The sequence below is a fragment of the Streptomyces asiaticus genome (genome assembly GCF_018138715.1).
GTDB classification, from domain to species: domain Bacteria; phylum Actinomycetota; class Actinomycetes; order Streptomycetales; family Streptomycetaceae; genus Streptomyces; species Streptomyces asiaticus.
In genome coordinates this window covers 3,164,843-3,190,954 of record NZ_JAGSHX010000006.1, presented here as the reverse complement: position 1 = coordinate 3,190,954, position 26,112 = coordinate 3,164,843, and the positions used below count along the sequence as shown (strand labels likewise).

Below are 26,112 nucleotides of genomic sequence, written 5' to 3'. Positions count from 1 at the left end.
AGCACGGAGTACACGATGACAACCCCCAACGAAAAGCTCGTTGACGCGCTGCGGGCCTCGCTGAAGGAAACCGAGCGGCTGCGGAAACAGAACCAGCAGCTCACCGACGCCTCCCGGGAACCGATCGCGATCGTCGGCATGAGCTGCCGGTTCCCCGGCGGCGTCGGCAGCCCCGAGGAGCTGTGGCGGCTCGTGGCGGACGGCCAGGACGCCATCTCCGGCTTCCCCGACGACCGCGGCTGGGACATCGAGGCGCTGTACGACCCGGACCCGGAGCGCGAGGGCACGTTCTACGCCCGCGGGGGCGGCTTCCTGTACGACGCCAGCCAGTTCGACCCGGGCTTCTTCGGGATCTCGCCGCGTGAGGCGCTGGCGATGGACCCGCAGCAGCGGTTGCTGCTGGAGACGTCGTGGGAGGCGTTCGAGCGGGCGGGCATCGACCCGGCGACGGTGCGGGGTTCGCGCACCGGTGTGTTCGTCGGCGCGTCCACGCAGGCGTACGGGGCGGGGGAGTACGACCTGCCGGAGGGCGTCGAGGGCCATCTGCTCACCGGCACCGCCTCCAGCGTCGCGTCCGGGCGGCTCTCCTACGCCTTCGGTCTCGAGGGCCCGGCGGCCACCATCGACACCGCCTGCTCCTCGTCCTCGGTCGCGCTGCACCTGGCGGTCCAGGCGCTGCGGCAGAGCGAGTGCTCGCTCGCGGTGGCGGCGGGCGCGACCGTGCTGTCCTCCCCGGATGTGTTCGTGGAGTTCAGCCGTCAGCGCGGGCTCTCCGCCGACGGCCGCTGCAAGTCCTTCGCGGCCTCGGCGGATGGCACCGGCTGGTCCGAGGGTGTCGCCGTGCTGCTGGTCGAGCGGCTGTCGGACGCGCGGCGGAACGGCCACCCGGTGCTCGCGGTGGTGCGTGGCAGCGCCGTGAACCAGGACGGTGCGTCCAACGGTCTGACGGCGCCGAACGGCCCGTCCCAGCGGCGTGTCATCCGGCAGGCCCTGGAGAACGCCCGGCTCGCCCCCGCCGACGTGGACGCGGTGGAGGCGCACGGCACGGGTACGACGCTGGGCGACCCGATCGAGGCCCAGGCGCTGCTGGCCACGTACGGCCAGGAGCGGCCGGAGGGGCAGCCGCTGTGGCTCGGCTCGCTGAAGTCGAACATCGGCCACACCCAGAACGTCGCCGGTATCGGTGGCGTCATCAAGATGGTCATGGCGATGCGGCACGGTGTGCTGCCGCGGACGCTGCACGTGGACGAGCCCACCCCGCATGTCGACTGGTCGGCGGGCGAGGTGTCCCTGCTGACCGAGGCGCGGCCGTGGCCCGAGACCGGCCGGCCGCGCCGGGCGGGTGTGTCGTCGTTCGGTGTGAGCGGCACGAATGTGCACACGATCATCGAGCAGGCGCCGGAGGTGGAGACGGCTGAGGCTCCTGCGAGTGCTGTGGCTCCGGGCGTGTTGCCGTGGGTGCTTTCGGGCCGGGGTGCGGCCGCGCTGCGTGCTCAGGCGGAGCGGCTGATCGCGTATGTGGAGGGGCGCGCCGAGCTGCGGCCGCTGGATGTGGGGTTCTCGCTGGCGACCGGGCGGTCGGCCTTTGAGCGCCGTGCGGTGGTGGTTGCCGAGGACCGGGACGGGCTGCTGGCTGGGCTGGGTGCGCTGGCGCGGGAGGAATCCGCGCCCGGGCTGGTCGAGGGCTCGGTGGCCGGTGGCAAGGTGGCGTTCCTGTTCACGGGGCAGGGGAGCCAGCGGCTGGGGATGGGGCGCGAGCTCTACCAGGCGTTTCCCGTCTTCGCCGAGGCGCTGGACGCGGTGTGTGCGGAGCTGGACCCGCATCTTGAGCGGCCGTTGCGGGATGTGTTGTTCGGGGATGACGCGGCGGTACTGGATCAGACGGGGTTCACTCAGCCTGCGCTGTTCGCGGTTGAGGTGGCGCTGTTCCGACTGGTTTCGGAGGCGTGGGGGCTGCGGCCCGATTTCCTCTCCGGGCATTCGATTGGTGAGCTGGCCGCCGCGCATGTGGCGGGTGTGCTCTCCCTCGCCGATGCCGCCAAGCTGGTGGCGGCGCGTGGGCGGTTGATGCAGGCGCTTCCGGCGGGTGGCGCGATGATTGCCGTCCAGGCGTCGGAGGACGAGGTGGCGCCGCTGCTCACTGAGCGCGTGTCCATCGCCGCCCTCAACGGGCCGTCGTCGGTGGTCATCGCGGGTGATGAGGACGCGGCTGTCGCGATCGCTTCTGGTTTCGAGGCGCAGGGTCGTAAGACCAAGCGGCTCGCCGTGAGCCATGCGTTCCACTCGCCGCGTATGGACGGCATGTTGGACGCGTTCCGCGAGGTGGCGGAGGGGCTGTCGTACGAGGCCCCGCGTATTCCGATCGTCTCCAACCTCACCGGTGGCGTGGTGTCCGCCGAGGAGATCACCAGCCCGGACTTCTGGGTGCGCCATGTCCGCGAGGCCGTCCGCTTCCTGGACGGGGTGCGGACCTTGGAGGCGCAGAACGTCTCCACATTCATCGAGCTGGGCCCGGACGGCGTCCTGACCGCCATGGCCCAGGACTGCGTGACCGACTCCGCGTCCGACGCCGCGTTCATCTCGGCGCTGCGCAAGGACCGTCCCGAGGCGGAGGCGTTGACCACGGCCGTCGCCGGGGCTCATGTCCGTGGTGTGGTGCTGGACTGGGCCGCGTACTTCGCCGGTACCGGCGCCCAGCGTGTTGACCTGCCGACGTACGCCTTCCAGCGCGAGCGGTTCTGGCTGGAGCCGGGCGCCGCCTCGGTGGGCGATGTGGCGTCCGTGGGGCTGGAGCTGGCGGGACACCCGTTGCTGGGCGCGGCGGTGCCGCTGGCGGAGTCCGATGGGCTGGTGTTCACGGGACGGCTGGGCCTCGACACCCATCCGTGGCTGGCCGAGCACACGGTCCGGGACGCGGTGGTGGTGCCGGGCCCGGCGTTCGTGGAACTTGCCATCCGGGCCGGTGACCAGCTCGGCTGTGACCTCCTCGACGAGCTGACCCCGCACACCCCGCTGGTGCTGCCCGTACGCGGTGGCGTCCGGCTCCAGGTCACGGTCGGCGCGCCGGACGACGCCGGGCACCGCTCGTTCACCGTCTCCTCCCGCGCGGAGGACGCCGCCGCCGACACGGCGTGGGTGCGCAACGCGAGCGGTGTGCTCGCCTCCGGCGCCCCCAGCCCGTCGTTCGACCTGGCCGAGTGGCCGCCGAGCGCCGCCGAGGCCATCGAGCCCGAGGCGCTCTACGCCCGGCTGGCCGAGGGCGGGCTGCGGTACGGCCCGGCGTTCCAGGGGCTCACGGCCGCCTGGCGGCGCGGGGACGAACTCTTCGCCGAGGTCCGGCTGGACGATGACACCAAGCCCGGCGCCGAGGAGTTCGCCGTCCACCCGGCGCTGCTGGACGCCGCCCTGCACGTCCTTCACGGCCGCGAAGGTGCCCAGCTGACCGATGGCTGGCAGGGCGTCTCCCTGTACGCGGAGGGCGCGTCCGCGCTGCGCGTACGGATCGCACTCGCCGGAGCCGACACGGTGTCCCTGGCGCTGGCCGACGCCACGGGCGAGCCGGTCGCCGCCGTGGACGGCCTGCGCTGCCGTCCGCTGCCGGACGACCTCACCGGTGACGCGGACGTGGCGCGGCAGAGTCTGTTCCAGCTGGACTGGGTGGCCCCGCAGCCCGCCTCCGCCGGTCCGGACGCCGCCACCCGCCGTCTCGTCCTGGGCGAGGACCCGTTCGGGCTGGTCGCGGCCGGAGTGGCCGCCGACTCCGCCCCCGATCTGGCCGCGCTGGGCGCGTCCGTCGAGGCGGGCGACACCGCCGCCCCCGAGCTGGTCCTCGCGTCCTTCGCACCCATATCCGGCGCCGCGAACGAGAACGTGGCCGAGGCCGCGCACCGGGAGGCGCGGCGTGTGCTGGCCCTGGTGCAGGGCTGGCTGGCCGATGAGCGGTTCGCCGATGCGCGCCTGGCGCTCATCACCCGGGGCGCGATGGCCGCCGACACCGAGGAGGGCGTCACCGACCTGGCGCACGCGCCCCTGTGGGGTCTGGTGCGCTCGGCCGAGACGGAGAACCCCGGCCGTTTCGTCCTCGTGGACGTAGACGAGGCCGCCGGGGCCACTGGCATCGCTGGGCCCGCAGGGACCGCTGGCGCCGCCGAGGTCGCCGACACCTTCGCCGACGTGCTCTCCGACGCCCTGGCCACCGGCGAGCCCGAGCTCGCCCTGCGTGCGGGCCGGGCCTTGGCCCCCCGCCTGGCCCGCGCCACGGCCCCGGCCCCGGCTCCGGGCTCGGAGTGGAGTTCGGCCCCTGGCTCGACCTCGACCTCGGGCTCGGGCTCGGGTTCGGCCCTGGGCTCGGCCTCGGGCTCGGGCTCGGGTTCGGCCCTGGGCTCGGCCTCGGTCCCGGCCTCGGGCTCGGGTTCGGCCCTGGGCTCGACCTCGACCTCAACCCCGGCCCTGGGCTCAGCTCCGGCCCCGGGCTCGACCCCGACGCCGGACTCGGCCTCGGGCTCGGGCTCGGACACCAACTTCCCGGCCGCCGGCCCCGCGTTCGACGCCGACGGCACCGTGCTCATCACCGGTGGCACTGGCGCCCTGGGCCGGTTGCTCGCCCGCCACCTCGTGGCCGAGCACGGCGTACGCCACCTGCTGCTGACCAGCCGCCGTGGCGCGGACGCCGAGGGCGCCGCCGAGCTGGCCGCCGAACTCCGTACGCGGGGCGCCGAGGTCACCCTCGCCGCCTGTGACGCCGCGGACCGCGAGGCGCTCGCCGCGACCCTGGCCGCCGTCCCGGCCGAGCATCCGCTGACGGCCGTCGTGCACACCGCCGGTGTGCTGGACGACGGCACGGCCGCCGCCCTGACCCCCGAGCAACTGGAGCGGGTGCTACGTCCGAAGGTGGACGCGGCGTGGAATCTGCACGAGCTGACCCGCGGCCTCGACCTGTCCGCGTTCGTGCTGTTCTCCGCCATCGCGGGCACGCTGGGCGGCGCGGGCCAGGCCAACTACGCCGCGGCCAACGTCTTCCTCGACGCCCTCGCCGCACACCGCCACGCGGCGGGCCTGCCCGCCACCTCGCTGGTGTGGGGCCTGTGGGCCCAGTCGGGCGGGATCACCGGCGGTCTGACCGAGACCGATCTGCTGCGGCTGGCCCGCAGCGGCATGGGCGCCCTCAGCGACGACGAGGGCATGGCGCTCTTCGACGCCGCCCACCGCACCGGCCGTACCCTGCTGATCCCGGCCCGCCTCGACCTCGCCGCGCTGCGCTCCGCCGCCGGATCCGGCCCGGTCCCGGCGCTGCTGCGCGGGCTGATCCGGAGCACCGGCCGGCGCACCGCCGCGGGCGCGCTCGCCGCCGGTTCGTCCCTCGCGGACCGGTTGCGCGCGCTGTCCCCGAACGAGCGCCGCCGGACGCTGCTCGACCTCGTACGCGGCCATGTGGCCACGGCCCTCGGCCACGCCTCCGCCGACGCCATCGAGGCGCGCCGGGCCTTCAAGGAGCTGGGCTTCGACTCGCTCACCGCCGTCGAACTGCGCAACCGGCTCTCCGCCGCCACCGGGCTCAAGCTGCCCACCACGATCGTCTTCGACCACCCCAACCCCACCGTCCTCGCCGACCATCTGCGCGCCGAACTCCTCGGCCCGGACGAGAACGAGAACGAGAGCGGGGCCGAGGCCGAACTGGCGGATCCGGCACTCGCCGCCACCGCCGCCTCCCTCGCCGACGACCCGATCGCCATCGTGGCGATGGGCTGCCGCTACCCCGGCGACGTCCGCTCGCCCGAGGATCTGTGGCAGCTCGTGGCCACGGGCTCGGACGCCATCACCGGATTCCCCGTCAACCGCAACTGGGAGAGCCAGTGGGCGGCGGACGGGGACGAGGCCGACGCGGGCCCGTCCGACTACGCCCGCGCCGGTGGCTTCCTGCACGACGCGGACCTCTTCGACGCCGCGTTCTTCGGCATCTCGCCGCGCGAGGCGCTGGCCATGGACCCGCAGCAGCGGCTGCTGCTGGAGACGTCCTGGGAGGTCCTCGAGCGCGCCGGTATCGACCCGGACTCGCTGCGCGGCCGCTCGGTCGGCGTGTTCGTGGGCGCGGCCTACAGCGGCTACGACGCGGGCCTGGAGCAGGCCGGTTCGGAGGTCGCGGGCCATGTGATGACGGGCAACGCGGGCAGTGTCATGTCCGGCCGTATCGCCTACGCCCTCGGTCTGGAGGGCCCGGCGGTCACGGTCGACACGGCCTGCTCGTCGTCGCTCGTGGCGCTGCACTGGGCCATCCAGGCGCTGCGCCAGGGCGAGTGCACGATGGCGCTCGCGGGCGGCGTCACGGTGATGACGACGCCCGGCCACTTCACCGAGTTCAGCCGCCAGGGCGGCCTCGCCGCCGACGGCCGCTGCAAGGCGTTCGCGTCGGGTGCGGACGGCACCGGCTGGGGCGAGGGCGTCGGCATGCTGCTCGTGGAGCGGCTGTCGGACGCGCGGCGCAACGGCCACCAGGTGCTGGCCGTGGTGCGCGGCTCGGCCGTCAACCAGGACGGTGCGAGCAATGGTCTCACCGCGCCGAACGGCCCGTCGCAGCAGCGCGTCATCCGGCAGGCACTGGCCGCCGCCGGGCTGTCGGTCGGCGATGTGGACGCGGTCGAGGCGCACGGCACGGGTACGACGCTGGGCGACCCGATCGAGGCGCAGGCGCTGCTGGCCACGTACGGCCAGGAGCGGGCTGAGGGGCAGCCGCTGTGGCTGGGCTCCATCAAGTCCAACATCGGCCACGCCCAGGCGGCGGCCGGTGTCGCGGGCATCATCAAGATGGTGATGGCGATGCGGCACGGTGTGCTGCCGCAGACGCTGCACGTGGACGAGCCGTCACCGCATGTCGACTGGACGGCCGGTGACATCGCGCTGCTGACGGAGCGGATGGAGTGGCCTGAGACCGGCCGCGCGCGCCGGGCCGCGGTGTCGTCGTTCGGCATCAGCGGCACCAACGCGCACACCATCATCGAGCAGGCCCCGGCCATCGCCGCCGAGCCGGTGGCGGACGCCGGGCGGGACGGCTCCGGTGTGCTGCCGTACGCGCTCTCGGCCAAGGGCACCGACGCCCTGCGCGCCCAGGCCGAGCGGCTCTACGCCCATCTGACCGCCCAGCCCGACCTCGAACCGGCCGATGTGGCCCACACCCTGGCCACCGGCCGCGCCGCGCTCGATCACCGCGCGGTGCTGGTCGCGGACGGCAGGGACGACCTGCTGGCCGGGCTTGACGCGCTGGCGCGGGGGGAGACCGCGCCGGGGCTGGTCGAGGGCGCGGCCGTCGAGGGCGAGACGGCGTTCCTGTTCACGGGGCAGGGCAGCCAGCGACTCGGGATGGGCCGCGAGCTGTACGACGCCTATCCGGTGTTCGCGGAGGCGCTGGACGCCGTCTGCGATGAGCTGGACGCGCACCTTGAGCGGCCGCTGAAGACGGTGCTGTTCGGGGACGATGCCGAGGCGCTGGATCAGACGGGGTTCACTCAGCCCGCGTTGTTCGCGGTTGAGGTGGCGTTGTTCCGTCTCGTCGAGGCGTGGGGTCTGACGCCGGACTATCTGTCGGGTCACTCGATCGGTGAGTTGGCCGCCGCGCATGTGGCGGGTGTGTTGTCGCTGGCCGACGCTGCCAAGCTGGTGGCGGCGCGTGGCCGTCTGATGCAGGCGCTTCCGGCGGGTGGCGCGATGATCGCGGTGCAGGCGTCGGAGGACGAGGTGGCGCCGCTGCTGACCGACCGGGTGAGCATTGCCGCGCTCAATGGGCCGTCGTCGGTGGTCATCGCGGGTGATGAGGACGCGGCTGTCGCGATCGCGGCTGGTTTCGAGGCGCGGGGCCGTAAGACCAAGCGGCTCACCGTGAGCCACGCGTTCCATTCGCCGCGTATGGACGGCATGTTGGACGCGTTCCGCGAGGTCGCGGAGGGGCTGTCGTACGAGGCTCCGCGTATCCCGATCGTCTCCAACCTCACCGGGGACGTGGTGTCCGCCGAGGAGATCACGACTCCCGACTTCTGGGTGCGCCACGTCCGCGAGGCCGTCCGCTTCCTCGACGGTGTCCGGACCCTCGAGGCCCGGGGCGTCACCACGTTCATCGAGCTGGGCCCGGACGGTGTGCTCACCGCCATGGCCCAGGAGTGCGTGACCGACGCCGACGCGGCCGGTTTCGTCTCCGCGCTGCGCAAGGACCGGCCCGAGGCCGAGGCGCTGACCACGGCCGTCGCCCGCGCGTATGTGCGCGGCGTGGCGCCGGACTGGGCGGCGTACTTCGCCGGGACCGGCGCGCACCGCGTGGACCTGCCGACGTACGCCTTCCAGCACCGCCGCTACTGGCCCGAGGAGCCGGTGGCGAGCCTGGCCGCCGCCACGGGTATCGACGGCTGGCGGTACCAGGTGGCGTGGAAGCCGCTGTCGTTGGGCTCCGCGGCCCGGCTGTCCGGGGTGTGGCTCGTCGTCGCCCCCGCCGAGGACGCCACCGCCGACGCGTGGACGGACGGTGTCGTCCGTACGCTGACCGAGCGGGGCGCCGAAGCACGGCGGCTCGACGTGGCCAACGGTGCCGACGAGGACCGCGCGTCCATCGCCGAGCGGCTCCGCATCGCGGCCGACGGCGGCGCCGTGGCCGGTGTGCTCTCGCTGCTGGCCACCGGGGACGCCGACGCCCTGCTGCCCACGGCCGCCCTCGTGCAGGCCATGGGTGACGCCGCGATCGACGCGCCGCTGTGGTGTGTCACCCGGGGCGCGGTCTCGACCGGGCGTCAGGGCGAGCCGGTGGATCCGGCCCGCGCCCAGGTCTGGGGCCTGGGCCGGGTGGCGGCCCTGGAGCTGCCCGACCGCTGGGGCGGTCTGATCGACCTGCCCGAGACGATGACCGACCGGGTGCTGCCGCGGCTCGCGGTGGTGCTCGCCGAGGCCGGGGACGAGGACCAGATCGCGGTCCGCGCCTCCGGGGTGTTCGGCCGCCGGCTGGCGCGGGCGACCGCACGGCAGGTGGCGGAGTCCGAGGGCTGGAGCGCCCACGGCACGGTGCTGGTGACGGGCGGTACGGGCGCGTTGGGCGGCCAGGTGGCCCGTTGGCTGATCGACAAGGGCGCCGAACACGTGGTGCTCACCAGCCGCCGTGGCCTCGACGCCCCCGGCGCCGCCGAGCTGCGCGATGAACTCGCCGCCACCGGTGCCCGGATCACCGTCGCCGCGTGCGATGTGGCCGACCGCGAGGCCCTGGCCGGGCTGCTGGCCGACCTCCCCGCCGAGCTCCCGCTGACGGCCGTGGTGCACGCGGCCGGGGTGCTGGACGACGGCGTTCTGGAGTCGCTGACCCCCGAGCGCTTCGCCTCCGTCCTGCGTGCGAAGGCCGATGCCGCGCTCGCGCTGGACGAGCTGACGCGCGATCTTGATCTGTCCGCGTTCGTGCTGTTCTCCTCGACCAGTGGCACGGTGGGCGCCGCGGGCCAGGCCAACTACGCCGCCGCGAACGCCTTCCTGGACGCGCTCGCCGAGCGGCGCCGCGCCGAGGGCCTGCCTGCCACCTCGATCGCCTGGGGCCCGTGGGCCGCGGGCGGCATGGCCGCCGACGAGGCGCTGGAGCAGCGCATGCGCCGCGCCGGGATGCCGCCGATGGACGCCGATCTCGCGATCGACGCCCTCCAGCGCGCCCTCGACCTCGGCGACGCGGCCGTGACGGTGGCGGACGTCCACTGGGACCGGTTCGCGCCGGGCTTCACCGCGGGCCGCCCGAGCCCCCTGCTGGCCGACCTGCCCGAGGTGCGCCAGGCCGCCGCCACCGCGACCGGCGACGCCGCGCCGGCCGAGACGGCTTCCGTGCTCGCGCGGCGGCTCCTCGGCCTGCCCGAGGCGGAGCGCCACCGGGCGCTGCTGGATCTCGTACGGACCCATGTCGCGGAGGTCCTCGGCCACACCGATGTGTCCGACATCAGCGCCGAACGGGCCTTCCGCGAGATCGGTTTCGACTCCCTCACCGCCGTCGAACTGCGCAACGGACTCAACGCCGCCACCGATCTGCGGCTCCCCGTCACCCTCATCTACGACTACCCGACGCCGCTCGCCCTCGCCGACCACCTCTTCGCCGAACTGCTCGGCGGGCAGGTGGCGGCCACGGGCGGCGCGTCGCCGGTGGCGGGCGTGGTGGCCGACGACGATCCGATCGCGATCGTCGCGATGAGCTGCCGCTTCCCGGGTGGTGTGCGCACCCCCGAGGAGCTGTGGCGGCTGCTGGTGTCCGGCACGGACGTCATCTCGGACATGCCCGCCGACCGCGGATGGGACCTCCACACGCTCTACAACCCGGACCCGGACGTCGAGGGCACCTCGTACGTCCGCGAGGGCGGATTCCTGCGGGACGCGGCCGACTTCGACCCGGCGTTCTTCGGCATCTCGCCGCGCGAGGCGCTGGCGATGGATCCGCAGCAGCGGTTGCTGCTGGAGACGTCGTGGGAGGCGTTCGAGCGGGCCGGGATCGACCCGGCGACGCTGCGCGGCTCCACCGCCGGTGTCTTCGTCGGCACCAACGGCCAGGACTACCTGTCCCTGCTGCTGGGCGACTCGCAGGGCCTCGAAGGCCACATGGGCACGGGCAACGCGGCCAGCGTGATCTCGGGCCGGCTCGCCTACACCTTCGGGCTCGAGGGCCCGGCGGTCACCATCGACACCGCCTGCTCCTCCTCGCTGGTCGCCCTGCACTCGGCGATCCAGGCGCTGCGCGGCGGCGAGTGCTCGATCGCGCTCGCGGGCGGTGTGACCGTGATGTCCACGCCCGGTGTGTTCGTGGACTTCAGCCGTCAGCGCGGGCTGGCGGAGGACGGCCGGATCAAGGCGTTCGCGGCCGACGCGGATGGCACGGGTTGGGGCGAGGGCGTGGGCATGCTGCTCGTGGAGCGGCTGTCGGACGCGCGGCGCAACGGCCACCCGGTGCTCGCGCTCGTGCGCGGCACGGCGGTCAACCAGGATGGTGCGTCGAATGGTCTGACGGCGCCGAACGGTCCGTCGCAGCAGCGGGTGATCCGTCAGGCGCTGGCGGGTGCGGGGTTGTCGGCGTCCGAGGTGGACGCGGTCGAGGCCCATGGCACGGGCACCAAGCTGGGTGACCCGATCGAGGCGCAGGCGCTGCTGGCCACGTACGGCCAGGACCGGGCCGAGGGGCAGCCGCTGTGGCTCGGCTCCATCAAGTCCAACATCGGCCACACGCAGGCCGCGGCCGGCGTCGCCGGTGTGATGAAGATGGTCCTCGCCATGCGGCACGGGGTGCTGCCACGCACCCTGCACGTGGACGAGCCCACCCCGCATGTGGACTGGTCGGCGGGCGCGGTCGCCCTGCTGACGGAGGCCCGGGAGTGGCCGGAGACGGGCCATCCGCGTCGTGCGGGCATCTCGTCGTTCGGCTTCAGCGGCACCAACGCCCACGCCGTGCTGGAAGAGGCCCCGGCGGCTGACGCTGTTGAGGCTGTCGCGGACGCCGAGGACGGCCCGGCGGCCCTGCCGGTGCTGCTCTCGGCCCGTACGGAAGACGGGCTGCGCGCCCAGGCCGAGCAGCTGCACGGCCACCTGACCGCGCGGACCGAGCTCCGCACGGCCGACCTGGGCTACGCGCTCGCCGTGGGCCGCTCGGCCTTCGAGGAGCGCGCGGCGCTGGTCGCCGAGGACCGGGACGGGCTGCTGTCCGCTCTGGAAGCGCTCGCCGAGGGCCGTACGGCGGCCGGGCTCGTGCGGGGCTCGGTGGCCGGTGGCCGGGTGGCGTTCCTGTTCACGGGACAGGGCAGTCAGCGGCTCGGCATGGGGCGTGAGCTGTACGACGCCTACCCGGTCTTCGCGGAGGCGCTGGACGCGGTGTGCGACGAGCTGGACCAGCATCTCGAACGGCCGTTGACGACGGTGTTGTTCGGGGATGAGGCGGAGGCGCTGGATCGGACGGGGTTCACTCAGCCCGCGTTGTTCGCGGTTGAGGTGGCGTTGTTCCGGTTGGTTTCGGAGGCGTGGGGGCTGCGGGCGGACTTCCTGTCGGGGCATTCGATTGGTGAGTTGGCTGCCGCGCATGTGGCGGGTGTGTTGTCGCTGGCGGATGCGGCGAAGTTGGTGGCGGCGCGTGGCCGTCTGATGCAGGCGCTTCCGGCGGGTGGCGCGATGATCGCGGTGCAGGCGTCGGAGGACGAGGTGGCGCCGCTGCTGACCGACCGGGTGAGCATTGCCGCGCTCAATGGGCCGTCGTCGGTGGTCATCGCGGGTGATGAGGACGCGGCTGTCGCGATCGCTTCCGGTTTCGAGGCGCAGGGCCGTAAGACCAAGCGCCTCGCCGTGAGCCACGCCTTCCACTCCCCGCGCATGGACGGGATGCTGGAGGCGTTCCGCGAGGTGGCCGAGGGGCTGTCGTACGAGGCCCCACGGATCCCGATCGTCTCCAACCTCACCGGGAACGTGGTCTCCGCCGAGGAGATCACGACCCCCGACTTCTGGGTGCGCCACGTTCGCGAGGCCGTCCGCTTCCTGGATGGCATCCGCACCCTCGAAGCGCGCAACGTCACCACGCTCATCGAGCTGGGCCCGGACGGGGTCCTGACCGCGATGGCACAGGAGTGCGTGACCGACTCCGCGTCGGACACCGCGTTCATCTCCGCGCTGCGCAAGGACCGCCCCGAGGCCGAGGCGCTGACCACGGCCGTGGCACGGGCGCACGTCCGTGGCGTGGCCGTGGACTGGACGGCCCTCTACGCCGGGACCGGCGCCACCCGGCTGGCGCCGGACGAGCTGGCCGAGCTGCCCACGTACGCCTTCCAGCGGCAGCGCTACTGGCCGAAGGTCTCGTCGCTGCTCCTCGGCGACGTGGCCGCGGTCGGACTCGGCCGGGCCGAGCACCCGCTGCTCGGTGCCAGCGCCGAACTGCCCAGCGCGGACGGGATGTTGTTCACCGGGCGGCTGGCGCTGTCCACGCATCCGTGGCTGGCCGATCACACGATCATGGACACCGTGCTGCTGCCCGGCACCGCGTTCGTGGAGCTCGCGGTCCGGGCCGGTGACCAGGTCGGCTGCGAGGTGCTGGAGGAGCTGACCCTCGAGGCGCCGCTGGTCCTGCCCGAGGACGGCGGGGTTCAGCTGCGGCTGTGGGTCGGCGCGGCCGATGACACCGGCCGCCGCCCGCTGGAGCTGCACTCCCGGGCCGAGCACCTGTCGGCCGAGGAGCCGTGGACCCGGCACGCGTCCGGTGTGCTGGCGTCCGGCGGTGCGCCGGAAACGTCGTTCGAGCTGAGCGCATGGCCTCCGGCGGATGCCGCCGAGGTCGAGGTCGGCGACCGTTACGCCGAGCTGCGGGACGTCGGTTTCGCGTACGGGCCCGCGTTCCAGGGGCTCCGTAAGGCGTGGCGGCGCGATGGCGAGGTGTTCGCCGAGGTGGCGCTGGACGAGGGCACGGCCGAGGAGGCCGCCGCGTTCGGGCTGCACCCGGCGCTGCTGGACGCCGCGCTGCACGCGCTCGGCCTGGCCGGGCTCGGCGGCACCGAGACCGAGGGGCGGCTGCCGTTCGCCTGGACCGGCGTGTCGCTGTACGCGAGCGGCGCGGCCACGCTGCGGGTGCGGATGGCCGCCGTGGGCGGCGACGGCGTCCGGCTGGAGATCGCGGACGCCACCGGCGCGCCGGTCGCGGCCGTGGACTCGCTGGTGTTGCGTCCGGTGTCGGCCGAGCAGTTGGAGAGCGCGCGTACGGCGTATCACGAGTCGCTGTACCGCGTGGAGTGGGCGTCGACGCCCGTCCCCGTGGACTCGGCGGACGGCCGGTGGGCGGTGCTGGGCACGGACGTGTTCGGGTTGGGCGCCACGGTGTATCCGGACCTGGCGGCGCTGTCCGAGGCCGTGGATTCCGGAACGGCACTGCCGGCTCAGGTCGTGGTGAACCTGACGCATCAAGCCCGTCCGGCGTTTGAGGACACGCCCGAGGGGCGTCCGGGCGCTCACTCGGGCGGCGCGGCATCTGAAAGTCCGGGCGCGGTATCTGAAGGCTCGGGTGCGGCAATTCAAGCCCGTCCGGCGTTTGAGGACCGGGGTCTTGGGGCGGAGCCCCGAGTTTCGGGAAGGGGCGGGGTGGGGGAGAACCCCACCCGGGCCGCACGCGAGGCCACCACCCAAGCCCTCCACCTCCTCCAGTCCTGGCTGGCCGAGGACCGTTTCACGGACTCCCGTCTGGTCCTGCTGACCTCCGGCGCCGTGGCCACCGAGGCCGCTGAGCCGGTGACAGACCTGGCAGGCGCCGCGGTCCGCGGTCTGGTGCGCTCGGCGCAGTCCGAGAACCCGGACCGCATCGTCCTGATCGACGTCGACGGCCACGACGACTCGCGTGCCGTACTGCCCGACGTGCTCGCGACCGGGGAGGCCGAGGTCGCGGTGCGGGAGGGCGTCCTGAAGACGCCACGCCTGGCCCGCGCCGCCTCGGCGGCCGACAACGCGGCCCCGGAGTGGAATCCGGACGGCACGGTGCTGGTCACCGGCGCGTCCGGCTCCCTGGGCGGCCTGTTCGCCCGCCACCTGGTGGCGGAGCGTGGCGTACGGCACCTGCTGCTGGTCAGCCGCCGCGGCGACCAGGCCCCCGGGGCAGCCGAACTCACCACCGAACTCACCGAGCTGGGCGCCAAGGTGCGCTGGGCGGCGTGTGACGTGGCGGACCGGGACGCGCTCGCCGCGACCCTCGTCACCATCCCCGCCGAGCACCCGCTGACGGCGGTCGTGCACACCGCAGGCGTACTGGACGACGGTGTGATCGGTTCGCTCACCCCCGAGCGCATAACGCACGTCATGCGCCCGAAGGTGGACGCCGCCTGGAACCTCCACGAGCTCACCCGCGACCTCGACCTGACCGCCTTCGTACTGTTCTCCTCCGCCGCGGGCGTCTTCGGCGGCCCGGGCCAGGGCAACTACGCCGCCGCCAACGCCTACCTGGACGCCCTAGCCCAGCACCGCCGGGCGCATGGCCTGCCGGCCACCGCGCTGGCGTGGGGCCTGTGGGCCGGTGGCGGCATGGGCGACACCCTGGACGAGGCCGACATCACCCGGATGCGGCGGGCCGGAGTGCCCCCGCTGCCGGTGGCCGAGGGGCTGCGGCTCTTCGACGCCGCGCTGACCGTCGACGAGGCGTCCCTGGTGCCGATGCGCCTGGACCTCGCGGCGCTGCGGAACCAGCCCGCCGTCTCGCCGCTGCTGCGCGGCCTGGTGCGGGGCCCGGCGCGGCGCGCGGTGGACGCGGTCGCGGCGGGCGGCGAGTCCGGCCTCGCCGGGCGGCTCGCCGGGCTGTCCGAGCCCGAACAGGAGCGGCTGCTGCTGGACCTGGTCCGGGCCCAGGTGGCCACCGTGCTCGGCTACGCGGGCGCGGAGACCATCGGCTCCGGGCGGGCGTTCAAGGACCTGGGCTTCGACTCCCTAACCGCCGTCGAACTCCGCAACCAGCTCAACTCCGTCACCGGGCTGCGGCTGCCCGCCACGCTCATCTTCGACTACCCGGACCCGCAGGTCCTGGCCCGCCATCTGCGCACCGAGCTCGTCGGCGCCGAGTCCCCGGTGGTGCACACCCCGGTCCCGGTAGCGGCCGCCACCGACGACGATCCGATCGCCATCGTCGGTATGAGCTGCCGCTACCCGGGCGGGGTCACCACGCCCGAGGAGCTGTGGCAGCTCGTCATCGGCGCCACCGACGCCATCTCCGACTTCCCCGTCGACCGTGGCTGGGACCTCGACGCGCTCTACAGCGACGACCCCGACCAGGTGGGCACCAGCTACACCCGCGAGGGCGGCTTCCTGCACGACGCCGCCGACTTCGACCCGGACTTCTTCGGGATCAACCCGCGCGAGGCCATGGCGATGGATCCGCAGCAGCGGCTGCTGCTGGAGACCTCGTGGGAGGCGTTCGAGCGGGCCGGGATCGACCCGGCGGCCGTACGCGGCAGCAAGACCGGCGTCTTCGCGGGCGTCATGTACCACGACTATCTGACCCGGCTGACCGCCGTCCCCGAGGGGCTCGAGGGCTACCTCGGCACCGGCGGGGCGGGCAGCATCGCCTCCGGCCGGGTGGCGTACACCTTCGGGCTGGAGGGCCCGGCGGTCACCATCGACACGGCGTGTTCGTCGTCGCTGGTGGCGCTGCACCTGGCCGCGCAGGCGCTGCGCAACGGCGAGTGCTCGCTGGCCCTGGCCGGTGGTGTGACCGTCATGGCCACCCCGGACACGTTCATCGACTTCAGCCGCCAGCAGGGGCTGTCCACCGACGGCCGCTGCAAGTCCTTCGCCGCCTCGGCGGACGGCACCGGCTGGGCTGAGGGCGCGGGCATGCTGCTCGTGGAGCGGCTGTCGGACGCGCGGCGCAACGGCCACCGCGTGCTGGCGCTCGTGCGGGGCTCCGCCATCAACCAGGACGGCGCCTCCAACGGTCTGACGGCGCCCAACGGCCCGTCCCAGCAGCGCGTCATCCGTGACGCGCTCACCAGCGCCCGGCTCACCACCGCCGATGTCGATGTGGTGGAGGCGCACGGCACGGGTACGACGCTGGGCGATCCGATCGAGGCGCAGGCCCTGCTCGCCACCTACGGCCGCAACCGGCCGGAGGGGCAGCCGCTGTGGCTGGGCTCGCTGAAGTCCAACATCGGCCACACGCAGGCCGCCGCGGGTGTCGCGGGCATCATCAAGATGATCATGGCGATGCGCCACGGGGTGCTTCCGCAGACCCTGCACATCGACGAGCCCACCCCGCATGTGGACTGGTCGGCGGGCGACCTCGAGCTGCTGACCGAGGCCCGGCCGTGGCCGGAGCTCGACCGGCCGCGCCGGGCGGCCATCTCGTCGTTCGGCGTGAGCGGTACGAACGCCCACACCATCCTGGAGCAGCCCCCGGCCCCCGCCCCCGTCCCCGAGGAGACCCCCGCGACCGGTCGTCCGGTGGCGGAGCGAGCGGAGCTGCCGACGGTGCCGTGGGCGCTCTCCGGCAAGTCCGAGGCCGCCCTGCGCGGCCAGGCCGAACGGCTCCTCGCCCACCTCGCCACCCACCCCGAGCTGGACGCCACGGACGTCGGCCACTCGCTGGCGACGGGCCGGGCGGCGCTGGAGCGGCGCGCGGTGGTCATCGGCGAGGACCGCGCCGGGCTGTCGTCCGGCCTGGAGGCGCTCGCGCGTGGCGAGTCGGCGGCCGGGCTGATCCAGGGAACGGTGGCCGAGGGTGGCAAGGTGGCCTTCCTGTTCACCGGCCAGGGGAGCCAGCGGCTGGGGATGGGACGCGAGCTGTACGACGCCTATCCGGTGTTCGCGGAGGCGCTGGACGCGGTGTGCGATGAGTTGGACGCGCATCTTGAGCGGCCGTTGCGGGATGTGTTGTTCGGGGGTGACGCGGAGGCGCTGGATCGGACGGGGTTCACCCAGCCTGCGTTGTTCGCGGTCGAGGTGGCGTTGTTCCGGTTGGTTTCGGAGGCATGGGGGCTGCGGCCCGATTTCCTCTCCGGGCATTCGATTGGTGAGGTGGCCGCCGCGCATGTGGCGGGTGTGCTCTCGCTCGCCGATGCCGCCAAGCTGGTGGCGGCGCGTGGCCGTCTGATGCAGGAACTTCCGGCGGGTGGCGCGATGATCGCCATCCAGGCGTCCGAGGACGAGGTGGCGCCGCTGCTGACCGAGCGCGTCTCGATCGCCGCCCTGAACGGCCCGACCTCCGTGGTCATCGCGGGCGATGAGGACGCGGCTGTCGCGATCGCTTCTGGTTTCGAGGCCCAAGGCCGTAAGACCAAGCGGCTCACCGTCAGCCACGCCTTCCACTCCCCGCGCATGGACGGGATGCTGGAGGCGTTCCGCGAGGTGGCGCAGGGCCTGTCGTACCAGGCCCCGCGCATCCCGATCGTCTCCAACCTCACCGGTGACGTCGTCTCCGCCGAGGAGATCACCAGCCCGGACTTCTGGGTGCGCCACGTTCGCGAAGCCGTCCGTTTCCTCGACGGCGTCCGGACGATGGAGGCCCAGGGCGTCACCACCTACGTCGAGTTGGGCCCCGACGGTGTGCTCACCGCCATGGCCCAGGAGTGCGTCGCCGGCGATGCCGCCGCCTTCGTCTCGGCGCTCCGCAAGGGGCGTACCGAGCCGGTGGCGCTGACGGCGGCGCTCGCCGCGCTGCACACGCGGGGGCTCACCCTGGACTGGGCGGCGTTCTTCGCCGGTACGGGAGCCCGTACGGTCGAACTGCCGACCTACGCCTTCCAGCGGCAGCGCTTCTGGGTCGAGAACCCGGAGGAGGTCCGCGAGACCGTCGCGGCCATGGATTCCGTGGACGCGCGGTTCTGGGAGGCCGTCGAGCGCGAGGACTTGGAGGCCCTGGCCGGGACGCTCCAGTCCGAGGACGCGGACGCCGACGCGCTCTCCTCGCTGGGCGCCGTCCTGCCGATGCTGTCCTCGTGGCGGCGCCGCCAGGGCGAGCGGTCCACCGTGGACGCCTGGCGCTACCAGGTGACCTGGAAGCCGGTGGCCGCCCGCGCCGAGGGGACGCTGACCGGCCGCTGGCTGGTCGTCGCCCCGGCCGACGCGACAGCAAAGGGCACGGACGGCGCACTGACCGAGGGTGTCGTACGGACGCTGTCCGCACGCGGCGCCGAGGTGCGGACGGTCGAGCTGACCGCCGAGGACCGTACGGGCATGGCCGAGCTGTTGCGTACGGCGATCGCCGATGCGCCGGTGGCCGGTGTGTTCGCGCTGCCGTCCCACGCGGACGGCGCCGACGGGCTGCTCCGCACCGCCGCCCTGGCACAGGCGCTGGGCGATCTGGCCGTGGACGCTCCGCTGTGGGTCGCCACGCGCGGCGCGGTCTCGACCGGTCGGGCGGACGGTCCGGTGGACCCGTGGCAGGCGCGGGTCTGGGGCCTGGGCCGGGTCGCGGCCCTGGAACTGGCCGAGCGGTGGGGCGGTCTGGTCGATCTGCCGGAGGCGGTGGACGACCGCGCGCTGTCGCGGCTCGCGGGCGTGCTGGCCGGTGGCGAGGGCGAGGACCAGGTGGCGGTGCGCGCCTCCGGTGTCTTCGGCCGCCGGCTGACCCGGGCCGCCGAGACCGCGGCCAAGACCGCCAATGCCACCAAGACCGGCAATGCCACCAAGACCGGCAAGGCCGAGCGTGGCCGCGGGGACTGGCGGCCGGGCGCGGGCTCGGTGCTGGTGACCGGCGGTACGGGCGCGCTGGGCGCGCATGTGGCCCGCTGGCTGATCGACAAGGGCGCCGAACACGTGGTGCTCACCAGCCGCCGTGGCCTCGACGCCCCCGGCGCGGCCGAGCTGCGGGACGAACTCGCCGCCTCGGGCGCCCGGGTCACCGTCGCGGCCTGCGACGTCGCCGACCGCGAGGCGCTGGCCGCGCTGGTGGCCGGGCTCCCGGCCGAACTGCCGCTGACGGCCGTGGTGCACGCGGCCGGGGTGCTGGACGACGGCGTTCTGGAGTCGCTGACCCCCGAGCGCTTCGCCACCGTCCTGCGGGCCAAGGCCGACGCCGCGGCCAACCTCCACGAGCTGACGCGCGACCTGGACCTGACGGCGTTCGTCCTGTTCTCCTCCTTCGCGGGCTCGATCGGCGCCGCCGGTCAGGCCAACTACGCCGCCGCCAACGCCTTCCTGGACGCGCTCGCCGAGCGCCGCCGGGCCGAGGGCCTGCCCGCCACCTCGGTGGCCTGGGGCCCGTGGGCCGAGGGCGGCATGGCCGCGGACGACGCGCTGGAGCGGCGCATGCGCCGCGCCGGTGTGCCGCCGATGGCGGCGGACCTGGCCATCGCCGCGCTACAGCGGGCCCTGGACCTGGACGAGACCGCGGTGACGGTCGCGGACATCGACTGGGAGCGGCTGGCCCCCGGCTTCACCGCCTCCCGGCCGAGCCCGCTGCTGCTGGAACTGCCCGAGGTACGTGCGGCGCTGGAGACCGAGGGCGCGCGCACGGCCCGTGCGGCCGGTGCCGGCGCGGACGAGTCCTCGCTGGCCGGGCGGCTCGCGGGGGTCCAGGCGGCGGAGCGCGAGCGGATGCTGCTCGACCTGGTGCGCTCGGCCGTGGCCGATGTGCTGGGCCACTCCGACGCGGAGGCCGTCGAGGCGGACCGGGCCTTCCGGGACCTGGGCTTCGACTCGCTGACGGCAGTGGAGCTGCGCAACCGGCTGAACACCGTGACCGGGCTGAAGCTGCCGCCCACCCTGGTGTACGACTACCCATCGTCCTCGGCGCTCGCCGCCCACCTCCGTACGGAGATCCTGGGCGAGGAGAGCGCGGCCGACACGGTGGCCGGTGTGCCGTCCACGGCGGTGGCCGTCGCCGACGATCCGATCGCGATCGTCGGCATGAGCTGCCGCTTCCCGGGCGGTGTGCGGTCGCCGGAGGAGCTGTGGCGGCTCCTGGTCTCCGGGCAGGACGCCGTGACGGGCTTCCCGGCCGACCGCGGCTGGGACCTGGAGGCGCTGTACGACCCGGACTCCGCCACCGAGAACACCAGCTATGTCCGCGAAGGCGGATTCCTGGCCGACGCCGGGGACTTCGACGCGGCGTTCTTCGGCATCTCGCCGCGCGAGGCCCTGGCCATGGACCCGCAGCAGCGGCTGCTGCTGGAGACGTCGTGGGAGGCGTTCGAGCGGGCCGGGATCGACCCGACGACGCTGCGCGGCCAGCAGGTCGGCGTGTTCGCGGGCACCAACGGCCAGGACTACATGTCGCTCGTCCTCCACTCGCCGGACGGCGGCGATGGCTTCATGGGGACGGGCAACGCGGCCAGTGTGATGTCGGGTCGGGTGTCGTACGCGCTGGGTCTTGAGGGTCCGGCGGTGACGGTGGATACGGCCTGCTCTTCGTCGTTGGTGGCGTTGCACTGGGCGATTCAGGCGTTGCGTGCGGGTGAGTGCTCGTTGGCGTTGGCCGGTGGTGTGACGGTGATGTCGACGCCGGGTTCGTTCGTGGACTTCAGTCGTCAGCGTGGGTTGGCTGCTGATGGTCGGATCAAGGCGTTCGCGGCGGGTGCGGATGGCACCGGCTGGGGTGAGGGTGTGGGCATGCTGCTCGTGGAGCGGCTGTCGGATGCCCGGCGCAACGGCCATGAGGTGTTGGCGGTCGTGCGTGGCTCCGCCATCAACCAGGACGGTGCCAGCAACGGCCTGACCGCGCCGAATGGTCCCTCGCAGCAGCGGGTGATCCGTCAGGCGCTCGCGGGTGCGGGGTTGTCGGCGTCCGAGGTGGACGCGGTCGAGGCCCACGGCACCGGTACGACGCTGGGTGACCCGATCGAGGCGCAGGCGCTGCTGGCCACCTACGGCCAGGACCGCGAGGAGGGCCGACCGCTGTGGCTCGGCTCCATCAAGTCCAACATCGGGCATACGCAGGCCGCGGCCGGTGTCGCCGGTGTGATGAAGATGGTGCTGGCGCTGCGTCACGGTGTGCTGCCGCCGACGCTGCACGTGGACGAGCCGACCCCGCATGTCGACTGGTCCGCCGGTGAGCTGGAGCTGCTGACCGAGGCGCGGGAGTGGCCGGAGACCGGCCGTCCGCGCCGGGCCGCGGTGTCGGCGTTCGGCATCAGCGGCACCAACGCCCACACCCTGCTGGAGCAGGCCCCGGAGCCGGAGGAGCGCCCCGCCGCCACTCCGGCGGTGGAGCTGCCGACGGTGCCGTGGGTGCTGTCGGGCAAGTCCCCGGCCGCCGTACGCGGTCAGGCCGAACGGCTCCTCGCTCACCTCGGCGGCGAGACCGCGCCGGTCGCCACCGATGTGGCCTACTCGCTGGCCACGACCCGCGCCGCCCTGGACCACCGGGCCGTGCTCACCGCGGACAGTGGGGACGGGCCGCTGACGGGTCTCGCGGCGCTGGCGCGCGGCGAGTCCGAGGTGCCGGGCCTGGTCGAGGGCTCGGTGGCCGGTGGCAAGGTGGCGTTCCTGTTCACGGGACAGGGCAGCCAGCGGCTCGGCATGGGCCGTGAGCTGTACGACGCCTTCCCGGTGTTCGCGGACGCGCTGGACGAGGTGTGCGCCCACCTGGACGGGCACCTGGAGCGGCCGCTGCGGGAGGTGCTGTTCGGGGAGGACGCCGAGGCGCTGAACCAGACGGGGTTCACTCAGCCCGCGCTGTTCGCCATCGAGGTGGCGCTGTTCCGGCTGGTGGAGACGTGGGGCCTGAAGGCGGACTTCCTGTCGGGCCACTCCATCGGTGAGCTGGCGGCGGCCCATGTGGCGGGTGTGCTCTCGCTCGCGGACGCGGCGAAGCTGGTGGCGGCGCGTGGCCGTCTGATGCAGGAGCTTCCGGCCGGTGGCGCGATGATCGCGGTGCAGGCGTCCGAGGACGAGGTCGCACCGTTGCTCACCGAGCGGGTGTCGATCGCCGCGCTCAACGGTCCGACCTCCGTCGTCCTCGCGGGTGATGAGGACGCGGCCGGGGAGATCGCAGCCGCGTTCGAGGCGCAGGGCCGTAAGACCAAGCGGCTCACCGTGAGCCACGCGTTCCACTCCCCGCGTATGGACGGCATGTTGGAGGCGTTCCGCGAGGTGGCCGAGGGGCTGTCGTACGAGGTCCCGCGCATCCCGATCGTCTCCAACCTCACCGGGGACGTGGTGTCCGCCGAGGAGATCACGACTCCCGACTTCTGGGTGCGCCACGTCCGCGAGGCGGTCCGCTTCCTCGACGGTGTCCGCACGCTCGAAGCCCGAGGCGTCACCACGTACGTCGAGCTCGGCCCCGACGGTGTCCTCACCGCCATGGCGCAGGACTGCCTGGCCGAGTCCGACGCGGCCGAGCTGCTGCCCGCGCTGCGCAAGGGCAGGCCGGAGGCCGAGGCGGTGACGGGCGTGCTGGCCCGGCTGTACGTCCGTGGCCTGGCCCCGGACTGGGAGGCGTTCTTCGCCGGTACGGGCGCGCGGAAGGTCGCGCTGCCCACGTACGCCTTCCAGCGCGGCCGCTACTGGGTCGACGCCCAGCTGAGCCTGGACGAGGTGGCCTCGGCGGGGCTCGGCTCGGCCGATCATCCGCTGCTGGGCGCGGCGGTGGAACTGCCCGACGCGGACGCGTATGTGTTCTCCGGTCGGCTGTCGCTCGCCTCGCACGCGTGGCTGGCGGACCACACGGTCGCGGACACGGCCGTGCTGCCGGGCTCCGCGTTCGTGGAGCTCGCGGTGCGCGCCGGGGACCATGTGGGCTGTGCGCTGCTGGAGGAGCTGACCCTGGACGAGCCGCTGGTCCTGCCGGAGCGCGGCGGGGTGCGGCTGCGGGTGTCGGTCGGTGAGCCGGACGACGCCGGTCGCCGTCCGCTGGCCGTGTACGGGCGTGACGAGCGCTCGGACCGGGACCGGCCGTGGACCCGGCACGCCGCCGGTGTGCTCGCGTCCGAGGCCCCGGCGGATGGCGGTGCCGAACCGCTGTCCGTCTGGCCGCCCGCCGACGCGGAGCCGGTCGACACCGATGAGCTGTACGCGAGCATGGCGCGCGCCGGGCTGCTGCACGGTCCCGCGTTCCGGAGCCTGCGGCGCGTCTGGCGGCGTGGCGAGGAGGTGTTCGCGGAGGTGCGTATCGCGGAGGAGCGGCAGCCCGAGGCGGCCCGCTTCGCCCTGCACCCGGCCCTGCTGGACGGCGCGTTGCAGCCGCTGGCGCTGGGGGCGGGCGGTGCCGCGGTGGCGCGCTCCTGGCGTGGGGTGAGCCTGTACGCGGTGGGCGCCGAGGCGTTGCGCGTACGGCTCGCGCTGACCGAGGACGGCGCGGTGTCGATGGTGGCGGCCGATGAGTCGGGTGCGCCGGTGGCGTCGGTGGACGCGCTGGTGACCGGCGCGCTGGAGGTGGACCGGATCGCCGGTGCCGCCACCTCCGACCACCATGAGTCGCTGTTCCGTATCGACTGGGCGCCGGTGGCGGCGCCCACCGAGGCCGCGTCGGCGGGGATCGCCGTCATCGGCGGCGATGAGCTCAAGCTGAGCGTGGCCCTGGAGACGGCCGGGGTCCGTGCCACGGTCCACGACGACCTCGTCTCGCTGAACGCGGCGGTCGAGGCGGGCGGGCCCGCGCCGGACACCGTGCTGGTGCCGTTCCCGCCCGAGCCGGGCGCCGCGCAGGGCGGCCTCGCCGCCGGTGCGCACACGGCCACTCACCGCGTCCTGGGCCTGGTCCAGGAGTGGTTGAACGGCGGGCGGCCCGGTACGGCCCGGCTGGTGGTGGTCACCCGTGGCGCGGTCGCGGCGGCCGGTGACCCGGCGGTGGCGGACCTGGCGCACGCCCCGGCGTGGGGTCTGCTGCGGTCCGCGCAGACGGAGAACCCGGGCCAGTTCGTCCTGCTGGACGTGGACGGCGAGGTGTCGTACCCGGCGATCGCGGCGGCGCTGGACTCGGGCGAGCCCGAGCTGGCGCTGCGCGCCGGGACGGCGTACGCGCCACGCCTGGCCAGGGTCGAGACGGCCCCGGCCCCCGGGGCCGCAAGGGCCGCCGGGGCCGCGAAGGTCACCGAGGGCGCCGGGGCCGCGATGGCCACCGAGGCTGCTGGGGCCGCGAAGGTCACCGAGGCGGCCGGAACCGCCAAGGCCACGGACGCCGCCGGGACCGTCCAGGCCACCGAGGCCGCCGGGACCTCCGAGGCCACCGATGCCCCCGAGGTCATCGACGCCACCGGGACCGTCCAGGTCATCGACGCCCCCGGGACCGTCCAGGCCATCGACGCCACCGGAACCGCCGAGGCCATCGACGCCACCGGGGCCCCCAGGGCCATCGACCCCGACGGCACCGTGCTGATCACCGGCGCCACCGGCGGTCTGGGCAGGCTCTTCGCCCGCCATCTGGCCACCGCGCACGGCGCCCGCCATCTGCTGCTGACCAGCCGCAGCGGCCCCGCCGCCGACGGCATGGCCGAACTGGTCGCGGAGCTCGCCGAGTTGGGTGCGCGGGCCACCGTGGCCGCGTGCGACGCGGCCGACCGGGAGGCGCTGGCCGGGCTGCTGGCCACGATTCCGGCCGACCGTCCGCTGACGGCCGTGGTGCACACCGCGGGCGTCCTCGACGACGGCGTCATCGACATGCTGACGCCCGAGCGGGTGGACACCGTGCTGCGGCCCAAGGTCGACGCGGCCGTCAACCTCCATGAGCTGACCCGCGATCTCGACCTGTCCGCCTTCGTGCTCTTCTCGGCCGCGGCCGGCACGCTGGGCGGCGCGGGCCAGGGCGGCTACGCGGCGGCGAACGTCTTCCTCGACGCCCTCGCCGGCCACCGCCGCGCCACCGGCCGTACCGCGCTGTCCCTGGTGTGGGGCATGTGGGCCGAGGAGCGGGGCATGGGCGGCAGGCTCGGCGAGGCCGACCAGAAGCGGGCGGCGCGCGGCGGGGTGCTGCCGCTGTCCGCGGCGGAGGGGCTCGCCCTGTTCGACGCGGCCCACGCCGTGCCCGACGAGGCGGTCCTGGTGCCCGTACGGCTGGAGATGGCAACGCTGCGCGCCGCCGCCACCACCGGGGAGCTGCCGCCGCTCTACCGCGGCCTGGTGCGCACGCCGGTGCGCCGCGCCGCGGCCGGTGGCCCCGCCGCCCCGGAGGCCGTGGCGGACACCGGCGAGGGCACCCTGGCCCAGCGGCTGGCCGGGCAGTCGGAGCCCCAGCGGCAGCGGACCGTGCTGGACCTGGTCCGCCGTCAGGTGGCCGCCGTGCTGGGCTACGCCTCGAAGGAGCAGGTGGGCGCCGAGCAGGCGTTCAAGGAGCTGGGCTTCGACTCGCTGACCGCCGTGGAGCTGCGCAACCGGCTCAACGCGGCCACCGGGCTGAAGCTCACGGCCACGCTGGTCTACGACTACCCGACGCCGGTGGCGCTCGCGCGCCATCTGCGCCAGGAAGTGGCGCCGGAGGCCGAGGGCCCCGGAGTGCCCGTACTGGAGGAGCTGGAGCGGCTGGAGAACAGCCTGTCCTCGCTGACGCCGGAGGAGCTGGTCTCGGTGACGGAGGACGAGGCCGCGCATGCGAACATCGCGGTGCGCCTCCAGACGCTGCTGGCGAAGTGGAACGACGTGCGTCGCACCGCGGACGAGGCCGGGGCGGACGCCGAGGCGGAAGCGTTCGAAGAGGTCAGTGACGACGAGCTCTTCGACTTCATCGACAAGAGGTTCGGTAACGGCTGA

At 74.1% G+C, this 26,112-nt stretch carries 1 protein-coding gene; it reads left to right on the top strand.

The features are described 5' to 3' along the window. Positions 1 to 15: 15 nt before the first annotated feature. On the top strand, positions 16 to 26,112 hold the full coding sequence (locus KHP12_RS53430; protein ID WP_211833441.1) for a type I polyketide synthase: 26,097 nt from the start codon (positions 16 to 18) through the stop codon (positions 26,110 to 26,112).